The organism is Agarivorans sp. 1_MG-2023 (assembly GCF_030548385.1).
In the GTDB taxonomy this organism is placed as follows: Bacteria; Pseudomonadota; Gammaproteobacteria; order Enterobacterales; family Celerinatantimonadaceae; genus Agarivorans.
In genome coordinates, this window is the sequence record NZ_JAUOSJ010000009.1 from 68,480 (window position 1) to 85,259 (window position 16,780).

Consider the following 16,780-nt stretch of genomic DNA (forward strand, 5'->3'; position numbering starts at 1 on the left):
AACCCTCGCCTTGGCGGGGGTTTTTGCGTTTTAGGGAACAACAAACCAATCCATTTGCTAGTGCGTATCGTACTTAATCTTAATAACAGAGGGAGAGCGGTATGATTAGGCAATTAGTGTTCGTGAGTTTATTGATCAGCACCCAAGTGCTAGCAGCGGGTAGTGGGCGCTATGAATCCAGTAGTGATAAATCACCGTTGGCAAAAGTAGAGAAGCTTGTTGCGCAGGAAGACTACAGTGCGGCAAGTACCTGGCTACAAAGTTATCTTCAAAGCTCTAAGGGCAGACGCTCAGCAGATGCCTGGAATTTACTGGGGTTTAGTCAGCGTAAGTTAGGCCAATATTCACAAGCCTTGTATGCCTACCAGCAGGCTTTGTCGATCAAACCTTCACACCTAGGGGCGCTGGAATACTCGGGTGAACTGTATTTGAGTATGCGGCAGCCGCAGCGCGCTCAGCAAAATCTACAACGTTTAGAGCAATATTGCGGTGACTGTGAAGAAAAAATGCAGCTTACATCAGCAATAAATCGCTATATTGCTGAAAATTAAGGTTTTTGTCGTTAGCTTGAGACAGTCGATGAATAGTTATTTATATGGCCTGGTAAAGATAACTAGCAATAAATCGCTTACTGTTTGCCATGAAACTCTTTTCAACAGCAGATCTAAGTGAGTTTTGTATTTAACTAAATTGTCACTTGAAATGTGATTCATGTCACATTAAATTATAGGTGTGACTTGGTTCACACTTAGTTCAAGTCATTAACAATATTAAATACTTAGGAGAACGATTATGTTTGATTACTTTGGTGCACTTTACTCGTCGTATTATTTTACGAAAGCTGATGATTACAACTTTTATTGCGAAACTCGCAAAGATATTCACCGCTAAGCCACTAACTTATAGGTGAGTATATGGTTCTTCATCCGATCATTGGTTCAGCATTGTTAGCTTATGTTCGTTTTGGATGCTTAGAGCAAGGTAAACGACAACAGAGATAAATGTAATGAATCACGATAAACCCAGTGCCTGAATGAGTTCGCTCTTTCAGGCATTTTTTATGTGGGTTCCCAGCTCTCGCTGTTCTTCTCCTTTCTGTTAGGTATTTCAGTAAAAACTCTAAAATAAACTTGCAATGTGACATGTGTCACATTATTATTCGTTTCGTGACTTGGTTCACACTTTTATTTTTATTGGGAGAAACACTATGTTTGATTACTTCGGTTCTTTATATACCACTTACTATTTTACTAAAGCTGCGGGTTACAACAAAGCTACTGATTCTAACAACCTACACCGTTAATCCTCACATTTGAACATGTGGGCTTAGCACTTAGCCTTTCGCTGTAGCGAAAGAGTGATAGTAACCTGAGCGAGAAACACTATGAGTCAAATGCATTAGAATGCCTGATAGCGAAAAGCATCAGGCATTTTTCATTTCATCGTTTTATTTACTTCTTATCAAATTACTTCGGCCAAAAATTACTTATACTGCTTAGCAATGAAAGCTAAATGAGAGTTATTTATGTCGTTGATCCAACCGCTTATTCTTAAGGCTGAACAAAGCCATGCAAGCTTCTTACGTTTCAGCTTAGTTGAGCAGCAATCTTTAGCTGCGTGCTTGGCATCTTTAGTTGATACTTATAATGCTGACGACAGTGTTATTGGTTTTGGCGCACCTTTACTTGCCTTAAACAGCAGCAAAATCCCGGGTTTAAAAAGTGCGATTAGCATTGAAGGCGTAAAACGCACCAGCCCAGCCAATCAAGATGATTTATGGCTTAGGGTAAGTGGCAGTGATCCCGGTGAAGTGATGCTAAGAGTACAAGAGTGGCTAGCAGTGTTATGCCCAACATTTAGTGTGAACGAGCAAGTAGAGGGCTTTTGTCATCGTGGTGGTAAAGACTTAACCGGTTATGAAGATGGCACTGAAAATCCTGAAGATAATGCCGCAGCGGTTGTTGCGTTAACGGGTGAGCCTGGTGTTGAGGGATCGTCGATGTTAGCGGTTCAAAAGTGGCAACATCAAATGAAACACTTCAATAGCCTACCGAGTAAGCAACAAGATGACTTAATAGGCCGTAGAAAAAGCGATAACGTAGAGTTTGCAGAGTCTCCGCCGTCTGCACATACTCGTCGTACCGCGCAAGAAAGCTTTAGCCCTGAGGCCTTTATGTTACGCCGAAGCTTGCCATGGGTTAAGCAGCAAGACTGCGGATTAAACTTTGTCTGTTTTGCTAACAGCTTTTACCCTTTTGAAGCGCAGTTAAAACGTATGTTAGGCTGCGAAGATGGCATAGAAGACGGCTTGTTTGAGTTTAGTCGCCCATTAAGCACTGCCTATTACTGGTGCCCACCAGTAGCCGGAGATAAACTCGATCTTAGTTACTTGCAGTTTTAGTCTTCCTGCTCTGTTTTATATAAGCTCATCCCTCGCGCTTTATAATTAGCCAGCGCGCTGGGGTGGTCTAAATCACAAGTATGTACCCACACTCTATGGGTTGGCCATTGCCAGGCTGTTTCTATACAGCGGGTTAATAAGCCCCCGCCTAAGCCTTTGCCTAAAAATGCTTTACTTAAACCATAGTAAGCAATTTCTATGCTGTTATCAGGGTGTTTTTCTAGTTCAAAGTATCCTACAAACTCAGATCCTAGATAGGCGGCATAGGTTTTTAGCTGCTCACCCGACGTGTAATTTCGCCATTGTTGTTGGCTCCAACCCAGCTTATCTGTCCATTGCCAATGTTTACCTACTTCGGTGTAAAAGGCCAAGCTACTCTCAGCTTGATGCTTCGTCACTTCGCTCACAGTGATTTCTGAGGGAAGGGTCTTGCCCTTTATTTGCGTGGGATCAGTTTGCTCTAAGTAATAAATGGTGGTGCTCATGGTTTACTCGTATTACGTATTTTCCCTGAGTTTAACAACTTGAAAGCGTCTCCTCTAGATGATTGTTAGCCTTAATAAGCTATTGATTTGTAATTGCTTTTGTCAATGTAAAAAGATATGTACAAACGTCAGTATATTTTACAAGTTGTTAACTTTGACTTTTGAGCAATAAGTCAACTTGTTGATAAGGAATGTGAATAAATTTTTGGCGTGGTTTATGCGTTTAGTTTTTGTTGGATATTTCTCGGTTAGTGCAGTGCTATCACTAGAGCCAGTAAATACTAATGAGGGTTTTATGAGTAAACGATTATTGTCGATTTTGGGTTTTAGCTTGGCCTCATTATTTACCACCATCGCTTGGGCGGTACCTGTTACATCTTTTGTCCCCGGAGGCGTGTGCGATCCATCTCGAGTAACCCTGACTTCCATTATGGAATCCGGTCAGGCGAACGAGCTGCTTGGTGGCGCAAATCCATCTTATTCAGCAGGTTCTTGTTTGGTGTTTGATGGCAACGATGATAATGCTGAGAATAAACCCAATGTGAATATTGGCCAAAAGAATGATGGACTGCTAAATACTACTTACGGGCCTGGTAACTCCTTATTTTTTATTGAGCCTGATGAGTTACAAAACCTCGATAACAATCCTGTCGATGTGGCTGATGATCCTGGTTGGATCCACTTAGCCAGTGTCAATGAAAACCTAGATGTCGATTACAACCAAGTTGGTCCGGTGGTTAATGGTGGGCTTTCCTTAGACATTGGTGCTTTGCTCAGTATGAGTTTTACTTGTGTGGAAGGGGTTACCGGTGAATGTAAATCGCTAACGTGGCAGATAGAGACAGATCCAAGCATTATTGACCAAGTCTCCCAGATTCTGGGAGGCGCTACCTTCGATCATTTAGCGTTCTCGGTAAAAGCCTCTAATGGCTTCATTCTGTACGATTTCGATTTTATCGATATCTTTGCCCAAGAGTTGAGTGATTTCCCTAATTCAACGCTTAACTTTACTACCCCTTACAAACTGTCTGGTACCCTAAATACAAATGATTTTCTTAACCCTCAAGGGAATAACGCTCAAGGCATTTCGCATTTGAACGTTTGGGCCCGAGATCCTTCAGACCCTGAACCACGTGTATTGGTAACAGAGCCGAGCACCTTTGGCATTATCATCTTAGCGATATTTGGTGTTGTTATTGCACAATACTCACGTAAGTATTAGTCGCTGCCTTTCCACTATAAACACCTCTCACTGGGGTGTTTTTTTATTTAAAGCCGCCAATTGTTGAGGTTAGAAGCGTAACTGTTGCATATTGATTATTCTCATGTAAACGTTTTCCTTCTTTCGTGATGGTCTTCGCATTATTGCCTCGTTAGGCCTACTAGAATCATCTGTAAATTAGGGACTGCTATTTTTATAAAGCGGCTAAGCTTCAGCTTGATACTGAAATCAAGCCAGCACTTTTAAAATAGCATTGATTATTTGGCCCTCTGGCCTGAATTGGAGAATAGAATGACGCCTGTAAGCGCCAATTTGCTAGCCCAGCGAGACTGGGAAAACCCCGCAGTAACAGAGCGAAATCGCTTACTGTCTCACGTTCCCCTTCAGTCTTTTTCAAGCGTTCAAGATGCTTTAGCCAACACTTGCCCACAGCACAGCCTTAGCTTAAACGGTGAGTGGCGTTTTTGTTTGTTGGCACAGCCAGAGCAGCTTAGCGATGAGTTGTTATTGGGGAAGGCCGGGCAATGGCACTCAATAGATGTACCTAGCAACTGGCAATTAAAGGGCTTTGATAAGGCCATTTATACCAATGTCATTTATCCTTTTGCGGTAAATCCGCCGCAGGTACCCAGTGATAACCCAACCGGGGTTTATCGACGTACTTTTAGTTATCAAGATGATTGGCAACATCAGCAAGTACGTTTGCGCTTTGACGGCGTAAATTCGGCCTTTCATGTCTTAGTTAATGGTCAGTTAGTGGGGTATGGCCAAGATAGCCGTTTGGCCAGCGAGTTTGATATTAGCCACTACCTGCGGCAAGGAGACAATGAGCTGTGTGTGGTGGTTTACCGTTGGAGCGATGGTAGCTATTTAGAAGATCAAGATATGTGGTGGCTGAGTGGTATTTTCCGCGACGTAAGTATTTACGCCAAGCCTAAATTACATATCGCCGACTTTAGCATTAACACCGATTTAGATGCCTGTTACCGCGATGCTCAATTGATGCTAGAGATACACTTGGCGGGTGTTGGTTTAGCCGACATGGAGAAGTGTTATGTCGAGTTACAGGTATTTGATGGCCAGAGTGCTTTATTCGATTCACCGATTAAAGCCGAAACCCATAACAAGGCCATTGACGAAAAAGGTGGTTTTGCCGACCGCATTTTTATAGATCAAACAGTGCATTCCCCAAAACTGTGGAGTGACGAGCAGCCACATTTGTATCAAGCGGTGATTAGCTTGTTTAACGCCAAAGGCGAATTGCTAGACGTTGAACGAAGTGCGCTAGGATTCCGTTGTATTGAAATATCTGATGGCTTGCTTAAGCTCAATGGCAAAGCCCTGCTGATTCGCGGCGTTAATCGCCATGAACATGATCCTGAGTTGGGGCATGTAATGACAGAGCAGCGTATGTTGCAAGACATTAAGCTACTCAAGCAAAACAACTTTAATGCAGTGCGTACCGCGCATTACCCTAACCACCCTCGCTGGTACGAGTTATGTGATGAATACGGCCTATTGCTGGTGGATGAAAGCAACTTAGAAACCCACGGTATGTTTCCTATGTGTCGTTTGTCAGACGATCCTGAGTGGATGCATGCATATATGCAGCGAGTAACACGCATGGTTGCTCGAGATAAAAATCATCCTTCAATTATTATTTGGTCTCTTGGTAATGAGTCGGGTTATGGCAGCAATCACGACGCAATGTATGGCTGGTTAAAACACGCGGATGCAAGTCGACCTATTCAATATGAAGGAGGCGGCGCAGATACTCCAGCTACCGATATTCTTTGCCCAATGTATGCGCGAGTTGATTGGGATACCAGTGGGGAGGGGATTCCTAAGCGCGCTATTACTGCGCATATTGGCGACCCTAACGAGCGGCGGCCACTAATCCTTTGTGAATATGCCCATGCCATGGGGAATAGCTTAGGCAGTCTCGATGAGTATTGGCGAGCCTTTCGTTTACACCCTCGTTTACAAGGCGGCTTTATTTGGGATTGGGTTGATCAAGGAATAACAAAGTATACAGATGCGGGCGAAGCATACTGGGCTTACGGCGGGGATTTTGGAGACAAACCCAACGACCGACAGTTTTGCATTAATGGATTAATTTTCCCCGATAGAACGGTGCACCCAAGTTTGGCTGAAATTAAGTATTTGCAGCAGTATTGGCAAATCCATGCAGAAGACTTAGATAGTGGAACCTTTCGGATAACCAACGAGTACTTGTTTAGCGATAGCCAAAATGTTTCTTTAGATTGGCGCATAGAGCAGCAAGGCGAGCTGTTTGACCAAGGCTCCTTAGAAATTGATGTAGCGGCAGGTGAAAGCCTGCTCTTTCATCTTCCAGCTAAGGCAATCAGTGCGCTGGCTAAACAGCGCCACGGAGAGTTCTGGCTGACGTTAGAAGTTAGCCTAAGCAGCAAGACACTATGGGCAGAAGCAGGGCATATAATGGCTCAGCAACAATTTAAACTGCCAGTTGGGGGGTTATTGGCTAAACCTGTCTTAAGTAAAGCAGCGGTGACGTGCCAGCAAAAAGACCGCCTAATTAGCTTTGTTAGTTCGGAGCAAACAGTGGTTTTTGATTGTGTTTCTGCACAGTGGGTGTCGTGGGTTAAACACGGCAAAGAGCTGTTTACTGCTCCTTTAGCTAATAACTTCTATCGTGCCCCTTTAGACAACGATATTGGTGTTAGTGAAGCTAGCCAAATGGATCCTCATTCTTGGATAGCGCGTTGGCAAAACGCAGGTCTGAATCATTTAGAGCGTGCGGTTAGTAAGTTTGAGTTCTCACAGTTAAGTAATGGTTGTTGGCAACTTGAGTGCGATAGCGATTTTAGCTTTGAGAATCGCTTGGCTTTTTCTGTGGAACAACGCTTTTTGATTAGCGCTGATAAAGTGGAGTTGAGTACTGCGGTAGATGCAGCGCCTTATCTTCCTCCTTTACCGCGTGTGGGCTTGGAGTTGAGCTTAGACAAACAGTTTAGCCAAGTAAGTTGGTTTGGTTTAGGCCCACATGAGAACTACCGTGATCGTTTGGCCAGCGCGATAGTGAGCCGTTACCAATCGAGCATTGACGACTTACATACGCCGTATATTTTTCCTAGCGAAAATGGCGGGCGCGGCGCGATTCGCCAGCTAGAAATTGAACGTGATGATGGTTTGGCGCTAGCGATTAACTGCCAACCACATTTACAGTTTGCTGCTAGGCGTTACAGCCAGCAGCAGCTTAGCCAGGCGACTCATAACTACCAGCTAACAGATAGTGGAACGGTGTTTGTGCAGCTCGATATTGCCCATCAAGGCGTAGGAGGAGACGATTCTTGGAGCCCGTCTGTGCACCCTAAGCATCAAGTCAGCGATAGCCATTATCGTTATCAAATAGAGTTTTCGCTGCAAGGATTAAAATGATGAATATTTATCATTTGTACGGTCAAACCAGCAGTGTGTTGTTAAAAGAAACTGATTCTTTGCCTGAAATCGTTTATTGGGGGCGTAAGTTAAGTTTGCCTATAGATAGCAACTTACTTGGCGCAATATCAAGACCTTTAGGTGAAGCCAGTTTAGATGAGGATGTAGCACTTACAGTATGCCCAGAAGCGAGTGACGGGTGGTTCTCTAGCCCTGGTTTAGAAGGCAACAGAGCTGGCAAAGACTGGTGTCCTCGTTTTAGCGCTAAATGTGTGTTGTCGGAACATTCTTCGTTATTGATAACTGCGCAAGATAAACAGGCTCAGCTGGCCTTGGAAATTACGCTGCACTTAGATGAGAGTAGCGATGTACTCAGTATGCAATCAAGCGTGACAAATTTAGGAGAACTTGATTACAGCCTGCAGCGCTTAGCCTTAACCTTGCCGCTAACGGCGCAAAGTAATGAACTGTTGTCTTTACACGGACGTTGGACCAAAGAGTTTCAGCAGCATCGGCAGCCGCTAGAGCGCGGCATTATTGCACAAGAGAATCGTCGTGGCCGCACCTCACATCAGTATTTCCCTGGCGCGGTGATTGGCGAGAAAGGCTTTAACCAGCAGCGAGGCGAAGTGTACGGATTTCATTTAGCTTGGAGCGGTAACCACAAAATTCAAAGTGGGGTTAAAACCGATGGTCGGCGCTGGCTGCAAGCAGAAGAACTGCTGTTAAGTGGTGAAATATCGTTAGCCAAAGGGCAGCGTTATCAAACGCCCAGTTTGTATGCGTGTTATTCGGCCAATGGCCTTAATCAAATGAGTGCTAATTTTCACAAGTTTGTGCGTACGCATATCTTACGCTTCCCACAAGCCGATAAACCGCGCCCGGTGCACCTTAATACTTGGGAAGGGATTTATTTTGACCACGACCCAAGCTACATCAAAAAGATGGCCAGCTTAGCCGCCGATATCGGCGTAGAACGTTTTATTATCGACGATGGCTGGTTTCAGGGGCGAGACCACGATAAAGCTGGCTTGGGCGATTGGTACTTAGATACTCAAAAATACCCCAATGGCCTAGAAGAAGTCATCGACCATGTTCAGCAACTGGATATGGAGTTTGGATTATGGTTTGAGCCAGAAATGGTCAACCCAGACTCAGCGTTATATCGCAATCATCCTGAATGGGTGCTGGGCCAAACAGGCTACGAACAAAAAACCGGGCGCTACCAATACGTATTAGATTTACAGAATACCGAGGTATTCGACTACTTGCTGGAGCGACTCGATAGCTTACTTAGCCAATATGCTATTTCATACATAAAATGGGACATGAACCGAGAACTGGTGCAGCCTAGCCATTTAGGAGAAGCGGCGGTACACCGCCAAACTAAGGCTTTTTACGCCTTGGTGGATGAGTTAGCTAAACGCCATCCTCAGTTAGAAATTGAAAGCTGTTCTTCGGGAGGAGGGCGCATAGATTATGAAGTGCTTAAACGCAGTCACCGTTTTTGGTTATCGGACAGTAACGATGCTTTAGAGCGACAGATTATGCAGCCGGCGATGTTGTACTTTTTCCCTCCTGAAGTAATGGGTTCCCATATTGGTCCAGCGCATAGCCATACTACATACCGACAGCACAGCATTGGTTTTAGAGGATTGACTGCGCTAGTTGGCCACATGGGAGTGGAGCTTGACCCTGTAGCTGTAGATGCTGAGCAACGTGAGCAGTTCGCTCACTATATCGCTTTACATAAGTCGCTACGGCCTTTGTTACACAGGGGAACTTTTTTACAGCTGGCTGCAAGCGATAGCTCTTGGCAAGCCTATGGGGTGCAAGATCAGCAGCAAGGAGAGGGCGTTTATTGGGTTGTGCAACTCACTATGCCGGATTACACCTTGCCGGGAGCGTTGAGGTTTACTGGGCTTGATCCGCAAGCGATGTATTCACTTGAGGTTCTAGATAAACCTGATTTTAAACACATTATGAAACAGTTTCCCACTTGGATGGAGAGCAACGCCGCTTACCGTGGCGATACCTTGATGAAGCTAGGCATTCAACTGCCGATTATGGATCCTGAAAGCGCCATGCTGCTTAAACTCAGCCAGCAAGCTTGAGTTAGTGCTTGGCTTAATGGTTTTGCAGTTGAGTGTATTCTTGCTGGCTAAGCGCAAAATTGTTTAATAAGGTGTATTGCGCTTCGCCGCTTAGTGGATTTTGTTGATTAAATGCAATATCGAGTAGCAGGTTTTTTAAAGATTCTGCTGCAGGAATACTGCCACTGTTAATGTTGTCAAATACGGCTTCTTTCAGCATGTTTGAGTCACCCTCTAGCATGTTACTGGCAATTTTACTTCGTTGTTCACTAGCACTAAAGCGCATCAGCTGTGAGAGTAGCATCTCGGCCTCATCCCCTTCAGTTTCAAACACCTTACTTTCAAGCTCGTGGGTAAGTATGTCCCGGTCAGCCTGGCTGAGTTGATAAGGTTTAATTAAGTTAAGTGCTTCAACACTGCTGTAGTTATCAGAGTGATTTATCACCGCCATATCTACCAAGCTATTAACTAACTGCTCCGATTGAATATCTGTTGTGGTGCTGGCCAATATCGCAATGAATTTCTGTTGAGTTTGCGGATCAGCTTGCATCGCATATTGTTCGGCCAATTCAAATAAGGCGGCATCGCTTTGCGGGTTTGATGCGCCTTTGATGGCGGATATCAGCAGGTTGAATTCAGGGTCTTCAATACTTAGGTTTTCAAGTTGACTAATCGTATCATTTAAACTGTTGGGGTCGTTGCGTAGCGAGTGCTTAAGTGCATCAAATCGCTGGGCTGACTTATTCTCTGTTTGTTCTTGATGACTCTTTTCAAGCGCTTGTTTGTTGGTAGGTGTAGCAACAATAGGATTGTTGGTATGGCCCGTTTGCATATTTAAGGAGATGCCATTATTCGATGGATGAAGAGTGCTGCTTGTATCGTATCTGGAATTTGTCGTTTGTTGTGCTGAGACACTTTGCATGGCGCCAGTTTGATGGCGACTATCGACACCTGTTGGATGATAAACAACTGCAACCAGGTAGCCAGCAATAAAGCATGCACCAAAAGACAGTGCCAAACGTAGGTTTTTCATTGTGTTCTCCAAACAGACCAAGCTGCAGCGCTTGCTTAATCGCCAGTATCTTACAGTCATTCAAATGGAAGAGACTAAGCTGGAATAAGCTACTTAGTCTCTGCACAAATGAGCTTTAGCGTAACCAAAGCGATAAATCTACCGCGCCTTTGTGATTAAGATTAGCATCGCCAAAAACCTCAATGGCTAGGATCTGGTAGCCATTGGCGATTCCGTTGGTTTTAAAGCCTAAATCTGAGTTGTCCCAGCGGTTTGCATGTGGGCCAAAATCCAGTTCTTGGTTACTTCCTGTGGAAGTAGGGGAGCGACGAACACTCCAATATTGTTTGAATTGTCGGCTATCACCGTTGCCACAATATTGAGCGCCGTTACGGTCAACTAAATATACGTCGTAGGTGGCTCCGTTGGCATTCACGGTGCCTTTACTTTCCGCAGGTGCTCCTTCATTTTCGTCCCAAGGCACAAACTTACCTGGGCCCTTCCAGCTGTCTACTACATAGTACTCTTGGGAGTTACTGCCGCTGCAAGACCAACCATAAAGTGCGACTAAGGCTTTTTGAATATTTGAGTTGCTGGTGAGCTCGCCAACGTTGTAACCAATTTTTCTGTAACGTGCACCGTTTTCCCAACCTAGGCCACCAATGGCGTCTTCGCCCCAAGATTTGGCCATGTTCCATTCGGCTCGATAATGGCGTCCCGCATCATTATAAAAACCGATTTTCACATCACAGCTTTTAATGTTGTTTTGGCTAAGTTCAAACCACGAATAAAAGTGGCCTCGGTAGGTGCCTGAGCCGTAACCATTATCAGAGTCCGCTGCGGGGTCACAAATTGTTTTACCAATACTGGCTGCTAAGGCTGTAGTCGGGGTGAGTGAAAGTAATGAGCCAAATGCTAATGATAAGGCTAGAAGTGGAGTTTTCATTTGGGTGTTCCTATTCCGTTTAGGTTACCAACGAACTAGTCAGAGAATGCGTTTCGTAAGACCATACAACTCGTTAAATGCTATGTTTAATTATTTGAATTTGTGTACGTTTTTTGTACGGGTATAGTATTGGCTTGGTAAGATTTCTAGGTCAAACCCAAAATTTAAAAGACAAGGGCGCATCATACTAAGCGATGAAATTTTACCGTTTACAAAAAAACGAAATTGACTAGTGATAAAAAATGAACGAAATAATCTATTGTTTTATCGTACTATTTAATCGCAGAGGGGGGAATCACCCAGCCTGTAAGCCAGCTAGCTACAGTGAGGTAGCAACAAAGTATGCCTTACCATGAGCTTTACCGACCAAGACTAAAGCAATAAGCTTGATAGGCAGGGGGCAAGTTCGCCCCATTTATTCCCTTTATAGTTAGTTGCTGCTTTCATGAACATTTGAAGCGCCGCATCTTTCTATTATTAGCGGGTTTATTGTTGTAACAGCTGCAATAAGAAATGTTGCTTCCTTATTGCCTTAGGCCTCCACTTCTTTTTTCAGAGTAAAGCTCATAACGTTGCTACTCATTGTTAAGACTGAAAATGATATTCGTGATTTAGAGACTGCAGTAACCAGCATAGGAGGCCTAGAAACTAAACCTTAAAGCGAAGGAGTGTTACACAAAAGATTAAGTATTTAGTGAGTAAAAAAAGGGTGCGCCATAGCGCACCAAAAAAGAAAGTGGTATTCGGAATAAAATTAGTTAATTGAGGCTAAAATAGCATCAAGCTTGGCGTACTTCTCAAAGATTTTTTGTTCCTCCGCTTCATTATAAGTATTACTCAATAAGGCTATTTCACTATGCTGAATGTCTCGCCATAGCTTCAAGGCTTGTAACTGTTCTTCGCGGGTTAAACTTTCCAGTACATTCACTTTAACAAGGTCGGTTTTAGTCTCGTAGAACAGTTGGTCTAGGCGCTGATAAAGAACACTGAAGCTGATTTCAGCTTTCACATTATCGTCCAGTTCGCTGCTATCTAGTTGGTACTCTAACGCTAGCATCTGCTCACGCCATTCTAGCGCTTGAGGTTGTTTGTCTAGCGGTAAACGTGAGATAGAAGCGTCGTAATCAACCACTATAAAGGGGTCATTAAATGGCTCGAAGTCTTTGATGGCCTCGGCTTGCGCGCCACCGAGGTATAGCGCTAAAGCGAGCAATGGCGCGAGTAACCTCAAGTTTTGTTTAAGTCGGTATTTCATGCTAAATTCCTTAATGACTTAGTATTTCATGCTTATGTCAAACCAACCGGTTTAGGGTGCATCCTGATCCGGTTGGTACTCTAGCAAATCACCAGGCTGGCATTCTAAAACCTGACAAATCGCATTTAGGGTTGAAAAGCGGATCGCTTTAGCGCGGCCAGTTTTCAAAATAGATAAATTCTGTATTGATATTCCTACTGCTTCAGACAGTTCATTTAAGCGCATTTTTCTTTTAGCTAGCATCACATCTAAGTTGATTACTATTGTCATGAACCGCTCCCACTAAATAGTTGCATCTACATCAGCTTGAATTTGCACGCCCAAGTGCATTACGTGAGCAATCACAATCATAAACAAGCCGGCTAATAACAGTGGAAAGTCGAGAGAGATATATTCCATGCTTGCCCACTCATGAGGCGGTGGAACCGGGCCAAATAAGTCTTCCATTGGCGGGGGAGCAAAGGGCGGATTCAATTCAATATCAAAGGGAATCATGATGTGTTCGATAAGGTAATTAGCCACACTATTCACGATAAATAAGGCGACTAAAGTCCAGCCGATGCAACGAAAATGGTTAGTGGTTTCTAAGGTGAATACTTTACCTAAACTGTAAGCCTTAAATAACCGGTCTATTTCCCATACCAGTGAAGCCATCAATAATGAGGTGATAAAGAAAATTGCCACCGAACTCACTCTCATTGAGATAGGTAAAGGCTCTGGAGGGAAAAACGCTTCGGGTGGTAATAATGAAAGTTCGTCAATGGGTAACTCGGGAGGGCCAAACAACATATCTAAAATAGTGTAAAAGCTATATACCCAAGGGCTGTTTTTCATTGGTTCTATATCTAAACCTAGCTCACTAGGAAAACCAACCATACAAACTAATATTAGTGCAACTAAGCTCCATAAGAAGATCCGCATTCTTTTACCTACGGCACTAATAGCCTCAATGGACTGCATTGTCTATGTTCTCCCTGCTAGACGAACCTCTACGATAAACAATGTTTATTTATCGTTTATCATTAAATAATGAATGATAAAATTCTCAAAGTAAACACTTATAAGAGAGGTTTCTTAGATAAACTTAAGCTTTGCTGATAGCGAGCTTTGCTTTTGACAGGCAGGTCTCATTTAGTTAGCGTTAGCACTTCTTACATCCTTCGGTAGCCCCATCTAAATGAACTCAAATATGACCCATCAATTAGAAGCGAAATGCCTTGCCTTTTTACAGCAGCAAGTCTGTGCTGATGCTGCCCATAAACTTGATCATATTTTGCGAGTTGTTGGCTTAGCGACGTTGTTTTGTCAGCAAGAAGGCGCAAAGTTAGCGGTGGTTTTACCCGCGGCCTACTTGCATGACTGCGTGACGCTGGCTAAAAACCATCCGCAGCGTGCTAATGCCTCAATGCTTGCTGCAGATAAAGCAGTAGCGTTCTTGACTGATATAGATTATTCCGCCGATTATTTGGCCGACATTCATCATGCCATTGTGGCGCATAGTTATAGTGGGCAAGTTAAGCCGAAAACCTTGGAAGCGAAAATTGTTCAAGATGCCGATCGCTTAGATGCTTTAGGTGCTATTGGTATTAGTCGCTGTATTCAGGTGGGTAGTGGATTAGGAAGAGATTTGTATCACACCAATGATCCCTTATGTGAGCAACGTACTCCCAATGACACGCTGTATACCATCGATCATTTCTTTACTAAATTATTGTTAATTCAGGATACGGTGCATACCGACGCCGCTAAGAAAGAGGCCAAAATACGCAGTCAGTTTATGCGGAGTTTTTTAACTCAGCTAAAAAGTGAGTTATCGTTTTAGTTCAGCCATTCACTTTGATGTTGAGGTACTTAGACTGTTGTTTAAATACGTGGAGTACTAACCATCCTTGGTCAGCGCTATTATTACTGAGTACTTAGAAACGGAAATCGAAACCTATCGTTCCAATTGTTTCCTCAGACTTTACACTGCCTTTGTTACTAATCGGGTTGTAGTAAGCACTGTCTACTTCAAGCACGTCGTACTTCACTTCTAAGTAGATGTTTAAGATGTTATCACCTAGATGAGTACGGATACCTTGTAACCACATTAGGTTTACCACATTCATTTCTACGCCATCAAAAGATTTACCCATATTGGCATTAAGCACTGTGTAGTGGGTATTGTTCCAAGGCTGTAACACGTAGAGGTTCAGTGAGCTCATATGAGAGTTGTCTGAGCCTAAGAATTTTGCAACGTTGGTTCCGTTTGCGCCGCCAAAGTCTGCAATGCCTTTGCATAAACCATTTTCTAGGTCACCATAATTGCGGCAATTAGAATCAATGCTGTTACCAATACCATCTACATCCCAGTCAACATAGGTGTAGTTGATAGATGGGAAGAACATTGTACCTTCGGCAGTTTTTAGCGGCAGCATGTAACCAGCGGTATACATGTTAGTAAGGTCGGTCACACGATATAAATCGGTATACACGCCACCAAAGCGCGCATCAAAGTGAGCAAGACGAAAGCGGAAGTTGTCACTTTCGGTGTAGTACTCGCCTAATAAAGTGGTTTGGGTTGTTTCTGTTCCGCTACCACCGCCAGCAGCGAGTTTAATTTGGCCATTATGGTCGGCTGCGATGCCTCCACGCCAATTGCTGTTACGAGGATCGGCATCGTGAAACTCTTCATCAGCAGTTGGTGCTGCTACTTCTTCAGCGAAGCTTAACGGTGAGAACAGGGCGGTTAAAATCGCCGATGCGATTAGCGTGTTATTTAGGTTTGTCATAGTAACTACTGGGTTAGCTGTTTGAGTGGCGGCATCTTACAAATAAGCTGTTTTTTGTAAAATACCCAGTAGTGACTTTAACTAATTCGATTTCTGACTTGAGCTGGATATAGAGTTTATTATCGATATAATCCATTCGTTTAGTGGATTGTCTTTATTTTGCTGGCGTAGGCAAACTACAATATCTGAGACTCCTTCGGCAAAATCTTCTAGACTTTGCGGCAACGACACGCTGACTAAGCTGGTTTTTTCTGGCAGCATTGAGCGACTTGCCGCCAATATCCCTTCGCTTTGTTCACATGCATTCATCGCTAACAGAAAGTTATCGGTTTTTAGGCTGATTTGCGGCTCCACTTTTAGGTTATTAACTAGCATGTCGAAGTGAGCACGTAAGTCGTTCCAGTTACTGGCATTCCAAATAATTAAAGGCCAATGAAAAATACTGTCTAAAGTCTCTGGAGGAGACGTGGCTAAAGGGTGTTGCGGATTGACGAGCAAGATAAACTCATCTTTAGCGATGACTTTTTGACTGATTGATTTAGGTAAAAAGCGGTTAAAAAAGTTCACACCTAAGCAAGCTCTACCTTGCAGCAACTTCTCTGTACTTGATTCACCCCATTCCTCTAAGCACCAAGTAACATTGGGAGCGGCGTCTGACAGCGCCTTGTATAAACGAGAACCATAAACAGACATGAGAGGGCGATTTAAAATAATCACTCGCTCACCTTCTAGTTGTGAAGGGTCAATTTGTTTATCGTTCTGTAAGGCCTGCTGCGCAGCATGTAATAGCCCAGGGATATGCTCTACAATTTTTTCTAAATAGCTGGTGGGCGCCAAACGATTGCCAGAACGTATGAGCAGGCGATCATTTAAAATCTCTCGCGCTTTGGCTAAATGGCGAACCACTTTTGATTGAGAGAGTTGTAAACGTTCAGCTGTTTTATAGGTGTTTTGGGTTTGATGTAAATCAAGCAGTACTTTTAGTGTGCCTAACTCTATTTCATCGAGCCGCATTCTTAATATCTTTTATTATTTGGTGTTTATGTCTGCATTGTAATTTAATGTTGAGATTTAATATTGATTTGGTCGATATTTATGCGAGATTATAGCTAAACCTGAACACTGCGTGGAGGGCTAAGAAAGAGTATTAACATGGATGTGTCGGTAACAAAAAA

14 protein-coding genes are annotated in these 16,780 nt (G+C 43.5%); 6 read left to right on the forward strand and 8 right to left on the reverse strand.

What is annotated here, in order from left to right; all coding sequences use genetic code 11:
- Window positions 1–101 precede the first annotated feature (101 nt).
- Both Q4592_RS14110 and Q4592_RS14115 read left to right on the forward strand, forming a co-directional pair.
- Window positions 102–551: a tetratricopeptide repeat protein gene (locus Q4592_RS14110; RefSeq protein ID WP_303514177.1), complete on the forward strand. Its 450-nt coding sequence runs from the start codon at window positions 102–104 to the stop codon at window positions 549–551.
- A gap of 974 nt (window positions 552–1,525) precedes the next feature.
- The gene (locus tag Q4592_RS14115) at window positions 1,526–2,401 is read left to right on the forward strand and encodes a Dyp-type peroxidase (RefSeq protein ID WP_303514178.1); all 876 of its coding nucleotides are present in this window, start codon (window positions 1,526–1,528) and stop codon (window positions 2,399–2,401) included.
- On the opposite strand, the gene Q4592_RS14120 is transcribed toward Q4592_RS14115, so the two are convergent.
- On the reverse strand, window positions 2,398–2,886 hold the full coding sequence (locus Q4592_RS14120; protein WP_303514180.1) for a GNAT family N-acetyltransferase: 489 nt from the start codon (window positions 2,884–2,886) through the stop codon (window positions 2,398–2,400). The genes Q4592_RS14115 and Q4592_RS14120 overlap by 4 nt on opposite strands.
- A 295-nt stretch (window positions 2,887–3,181) precedes the next feature.
- Between Q4592_RS14120 and Q4592_RS14125 the strand changes: the two genes are divergently transcribed.
- The 3 genes from Q4592_RS14125 to Q4592_RS14135 all read left to right on the forward strand — a co-directional run bounded on the left by Q4592_RS14125 (window position 3,182) and on the right by Q4592_RS14135 (window position 9,642).
- Window positions 3,182–4,108: a hypothetical protein gene (locus Q4592_RS14125; protein WP_303514183.1), complete on the forward strand. Its 927-nt coding sequence runs from the start codon at window positions 3,182–3,184 to the stop codon at window positions 4,106–4,108.
- Window positions 4,109–4,399: 291 nt separating this feature from the next.
- Window positions 4,400–7,528 carry a beta-galactosidase gene (locus tag Q4592_RS14130; RefSeq protein ID WP_303514185.1) on the forward strand — a complete coding sequence of 1,043 codons (3,129 nt, stop codon included), beginning with the start codon at window positions 4,400–4,402 and terminating at the stop codon, window positions 7,526–7,528.
- Window positions 7,525–9,642 carry an alpha-galactosidase gene (locus Q4592_RS14135; protein WP_303514187.1) on the forward strand — a complete coding sequence of 706 codons (2,118 nt, stop codon included), beginning with the start codon at window positions 7,525–7,527 and terminating at the stop codon, window positions 9,640–9,642. Before Q4592_RS14130 ends, Q4592_RS14135 begins: the two co-directional genes overlap by 4 nt.
- A 13-nt stretch (window positions 9,643–9,655) precedes the next feature.
- Here the strand turns inward: Q4592_RS14135 and Q4592_RS14140 are convergent, their stop codons facing one another.
- The 5 genes from Q4592_RS14140 to Q4592_RS14160 all read right to left on the reverse strand — a co-directional run bounded on the left by Q4592_RS14140 (window position 9,656) and on the right by Q4592_RS14160 (window position 13,794).
- On the reverse strand, window positions 9,656–10,654 hold the full coding sequence (locus tag Q4592_RS14140; protein WP_303514188.1) for a hypothetical protein: 999 nt from the start codon (window positions 10,652–10,654) through the stop codon (window positions 9,656–9,658).
- 115 nt (window positions 10,655–10,769) lie between these two features.
- Window positions 10,770–11,579, reverse strand: a complete 810-nt coding sequence (locus tag Q4592_RS14145) for a glycoside hydrolase family 11 protein (RefSeq protein ID WP_303514190.1) — start codon at window positions 11,577–11,579, stop codon at window positions 10,770–10,772.
- A gap of 754 nt (window positions 11,580–12,333) precedes the next feature.
- A complete protein-coding gene (locus tag Q4592_RS14150; protein WP_303514193.1) occupies window positions 12,334–12,834 on the reverse strand; it encodes a hypothetical protein in 501 nt (166 codons plus the stop codon).
- Window positions 12,835–12,885: 51 nt separating this feature from the next.
- Window positions 12,886–13,104 (reverse strand): helix-turn-helix transcriptional regulator, encoded by a 219-nt coding sequence (locus Q4592_RS14155; protein WP_137671444.1) that lies wholly within the window; start codon window positions 13,102–13,104, stop codon window positions 12,886–12,888.
- A gap of 12 nt (window positions 13,105–13,116) precedes the next feature.
- The gene (locus Q4592_RS14160) at window positions 13,117–13,794 is read right to left on the reverse strand and encodes a DUF2975 domain-containing protein (protein ID WP_303514196.1); all 678 of its coding nucleotides are present in this window, start codon (window positions 13,792–13,794) and stop codon (window positions 13,117–13,119) included.
- A 229-nt stretch (window positions 13,795–14,023) separates the two neighbouring features.
- Here Q4592_RS14160 and Q4592_RS14165 point away from each other — a divergent pair, with 229 nt between their 5' ends.
- Window positions 14,024–14,656 carry an HD domain-containing protein gene (locus tag Q4592_RS14165; protein ID WP_303514198.1) on the forward strand — a complete coding sequence of 211 codons (633 nt, stop codon included), beginning with the start codon at window positions 14,024–14,026 and terminating at the stop codon, window positions 14,654–14,656.
- Between the two features lie 94 nt (window positions 14,657–14,750).
- Here Q4592_RS14165 and Q4592_RS14170 read toward each other — a convergent pair whose 3' ends face one another.
- Both Q4592_RS14170 and Q4592_RS14175 read right to left on the reverse strand, forming a co-directional pair.
- Window positions 14,751–15,605: a hypothetical protein gene (locus Q4592_RS14170; protein ID WP_137671441.1), complete on the reverse strand. Its 855-nt coding sequence runs from the start codon at window positions 15,603–15,605 to the stop codon at window positions 14,751–14,753.
- Between the two features lie 81 nt (window positions 15,606–15,686).
- A complete protein-coding gene (locus tag Q4592_RS14175; protein ID WP_303514199.1) occupies window positions 15,687–16,619 on the reverse strand; it encodes a LysR family transcriptional regulator in 933 nt (310 codons plus the stop codon).
- Window positions 16,620–16,780 lie beyond the last annotated feature (161 nt).